Source organism: Roseateles sp., from assembly GCF_036404855.1.
In the GTDB taxonomy this organism is placed as follows: domain Bacteria; phylum Pseudomonadota; class Gammaproteobacteria; order Burkholderiales; family Burkholderiaceae_C; genus Pelomonas.
Window position 1 is genome coordinate 1 of the sequence record NZ_DASWYS010000043.1, and the last position, 3,954, is coordinate 3,954.

General features: G+C 64.5%; 2 protein-coding genes. One reads left to right on the forward strand and one right to left on the reverse strand.

Features of this window, described 5'->3' with window-relative positions:
- Window positions 1-876, reverse strand: an 876-nt coding sequence (locus tag VGF12_RS02590; RefSeq protein ID WP_331174485.1) for an extracellular solute-binding protein, incomplete at its 3' end; no start/stop codon positions are given.
- A gap of 192 nt (window positions 877-1,068) precedes the next feature.
- On the opposite strand from VGF12_RS02590, the gene VGF12_RS02595 reads away from it, so the two are divergent.
- Window positions 1,069-3,954: DUF3683 domain-containing protein (locus VGF12_RS02595; RefSeq protein WP_331174486.1), on the forward strand; the 2,886-nt coding region annotated here is incomplete at its 3' end.

Below are 3,954 nucleotides of genomic sequence, written 5' to 3' on the forward strand. Positions count from 1 at the left end.
GTAGTAGGGCAGGGTGCCGATGCCGTAGCCGAACTTGCCGTTGCGCACGACGTTGCCGTACAGCGCCGAGGAGCCGGTCATCATGGCGCATTCGCCCGAGACGAAGGTGGCATCGGCGGCATTGCCGCGGCCCTTGTAGACAAACAGTCCGGACTTGGCCATGTTGGCCAGGTTCTCGATGTGGCGCACGTGCAGCGGCGAGTTGAACTCCAGGCGCGTGTCCAGGCCGCCAAAGCCGTTGTTCTTGCTGGCGAACAGCACGTTGTGCCAGGCCGAGAAGCTCTCCAGCTGGGTCCAGCTGATCCAGCTGGTGGTGTACGGGCACTTGTGGCCGCTGGCCTTGAGCTTGGCGGCTGCCAGGGCGACCTCGGGCCAGGTTGTCGGCGGCTTCTCGGGGTCGAGGCCGGCGGCCTTGAAGGCGTCCTTGTTGTAGTGGAAGACCGGTGTCGAACTGTTGAAGGGGAAGCTCAGCATCTGGCCGTTGGGGGCGGTGTAGTAGCCGGCGACGGCGGGCACGTAGGCGTTCTGGTCGAATTTCTGGCCGCCTTCCTTCATGACCTCGGCCACCGGCTTGATGGCGCCCTTGGAGGCCATCATGGTGGCGGTGCCGACCTCGAAGACCTGGAGAATGTGCGGGGCATTGCCGGCACGGAAGGCCGCAATGGCGGCTGTCATCGACTCGTCATAGCTGCCCTTGAAGGTCGGGGTGACCTTGTAATCCTTCTGGCTGGCGTTGAAGTCGCGGGCCAGATCGTTGACCCATTCGCCCAGGGCGCCGCCCATGGAATGCCACCACTGGATCTCGGTCTGGGCCTGGGCGGGAGCCAGCAACAGGGTGGAGAGGGCGGCAAGCGCCAGTTTCGTTTTCAAACACATGGGTTAACTCCTTGAAGACAAGATGCCGAGCCTAGTCGGGTGATATGTCAGTCTTGTTACGGTTTGATTAAACCTCGGGCGGCAGTCCCTGGGGACCCGGGGTTACCATGAGGCGAACAGGTGAATGCTGCGCTGCGGTAACATCACCCCTCAGCCGGGTTCTACCGTTCTGGCTGAAATTCCAGATTTCCCATGAACGCACCGACTCCGCTTGACCAGCTTGTGAATGCGCCCGGCGTTGCGCCGCACGGCCACGAACGCATCCGCGAAATTCCCTACAACTACACCTCGTTCTCCGACCGCGAGATCGTGATCCGCCTGCTCGGCATGCGTGCCTGGGAGGTGCTCAACCAGCTGCGCGAGGAGCGTCGTACCGGCCGCTCGGCCCGCATGCTGTACGAGGTGCTGGGCGATGTCTGGGTGGTGCAGCGCAACCCCTACCTGCAGGATGACCTGCTGGACAACCCGAAGCGCCGCGCCCAGTTGGTGGAGGCCTTGCGCCATCGCCTGGGCGAGGTGCAGAAACGCCGCACGCCGCAGGACGACCCGCAGCGTGATGCCCTGGTCGGTGAGTTGCTGGTGGCGGCCAGCCAGGCGGTCACATCCTTCGACGCCGCGTTCCAGGAGATTGCCGCCCTGCGCCGCAAGGCCCAGCGCAGCCTGAGCCGTCTGACCGCGAAAGACAATGTCAAATTCGACGGCCTGAGCCGCGTGTCCCATGTGACCGATGCCACCGACTGGCGTGTCGAGTACCCCTTTGTCGTGCTGACGCCCGACACCGAAGCCGAAATGGCCCATCTGGTCAAAGGCTGTATTGAGCTCGGCCTGACCATCATCCCGCGTGGCGGCGGCACTGGCTACACCGGTGGTGCCGTGCCGCTGACCTGGAAGAGCGCGGTCATCAACACCGAGAAGCTCGAAGCCATGACCGAGGTCGAGATGGTGCAGCTGCCCGGTCTGGACCGGCCGGTGCCGACCATCTGGACCGAAGCCGGTGTGGTGACGCAGCGCGTGGCCGATGCGGCCGAGCGCGCCGGTTTTGTCTTTGCGGTCGATCCGACCTCGGCCGAGGCTTCCTGCGTGGGCGGCAACATCGCCATGAACGCCGGCGGCAAGAAGGCCGTGCTGTGGGGCACGGCGCTGGACAACCTGGCCTCGTGGCGCATGGTGACGCCTGACGCCGGCTGGCTGGAAGTCACGCGCATCAACCACAACCTGGGCAAGATCCACGACGCCGAGCTGGCCAGTTTCGAGCTGAAATACTTCGAGGCCGACGGCAAGACGCTGGTGAAGACCGAGCGCCTGGACATCCCGGGCCCGAGTTTCCGCAAGGAGGGCCTGGGCAAGGACGTGACCGACAAGTTCTTGAGCGGCCTGCCCGGCATCCAGAAGGAAGGTTGCGACGGCCTGATCACCAGCGGCCGCTGGGTGGTGCACCGCATGCCGGCGCACACCCGCACCGTCTGCCTGGAGTTCTTCGGCAATGCGCGCGACGCCGTGCCCAGCATCGTCGAGATCAAGGACTTCATGTTCGCCGAGCAAAAGCGCAGCGGCGTGTTGCTGGCCGGGCTGGAGCACCTGGACGACCGTTACCTGAAGGCGGTCGGCTACGCCACCAAGAGCAAGCGCGGCGGCCTGCCCAAGATGGTGCTGTTCGGCGACATTTCCGGGGACGATGCCGATGCTGTGGCGCGCGTTACCTCCGAGGTGGTGCGCATCGCCAATTCGCGCAGCGGCGAGGGCTTCATTGCCATCAGCCCGGAAGCGCGCAAGAAATTCTGGCTTGACCGCAAGCGCACCGCGGCCATCAGCAAACACACCAACGCCTTCAAGATCAACGAAGACGTGGTGATCCCGCTGCCGCGCATGGCCGAGTACACCGACGGCATCGAGCGCATCAACATCGAACTCTCGCTGCGCAACAAGATCAAGCTGTGCGATGAGCTTGAGGCCTTTTTCAGCCAGGGCGATCTGCCGCTGGGCAAACAGGACGACGCCAACGAGATTCCCTCGGCCGAACTGCTGGAAGACCGTGTGGCGCAGGGCCTGGCCCTGGTCGGCGAAGTGCGCACGCAGTGGCAGGGCTGGCTGCGCGATGTGGATGCGCTGTTCCCTCAGCTGCAGGACCACAGCCTGCGCGCCAGCTGGAAGACGCAGATCCGCGCCCAGCTGCAAAACATCTTTGCCGGCAGCGCGTTCGACGCCATCCTGGCCGAGTGCAATGCCATCCACCAGCGCGTGCTCAAGGGCCGGGTCTGGGTGGCGCTGCACATGCACGCCGGCGACGGCAATGTGCACACCAACATCCCGGTCAACAGCGACGACTACGAGATGCTGCAGGCCGCCCATGAGGCAGTCAAGCGCATCATGGCGCTGGCGCGCTCGCTCGACGGCGTGATTTCGGGCGAGCACGGCATCGGCATCACCAAGCTGGAGTTCCTGAGCGACGACGAGCTGCGCCCGTTTGCCGACTACAAGCGCCGTGTCGACCCCGAGGGGCGCTTCAACAAGGGCAAATTGCTACGAAATCAGGAGCTGTCGGCGCAGAAAGATCGGGCATCAGAAGCCGATTCGCTGCTGGGCCGCCCCGAGGCGAATCAGCCCCCCCGGGTGGCAGCGACCCGCGAAGCGGCGGAGCGTGGGGGCATCCTGTATGCCGATTTGACCAATGCCTATACGCCGAGCTTCGGTCTCATGGGGCATGAGTCATTGATCATGCAGCAGTCCGACATCGGCGCCATCGCCGACAGCGTCAAGGACTGCCTGCGCTGCGGCAAGTGCAAGCCGGTGTGCTCCACGCACGTGCCGCGTGCCAACCTGCTGTACAGCCCACGCAACAAGATCCTGGCGACCTCGCTGCTGGTGGAGGCTTTCCTGTACGAGGAGCAGACCCGGCGCGGCATCTCGATTCGCCACTGGCAGGAATTCGAGGATGTGGCCGACCACTGCACCGTCTGCCACAAATGCCTGTCGCCCTGTCCGGTGAAGATCGACTTCGGCGACGTGTCGATGAACATGCGCAACCTGCTGCGCAAGATGGGGCAGAAGACCTGGCGCCCGGGCAATGCGGCGGCCATG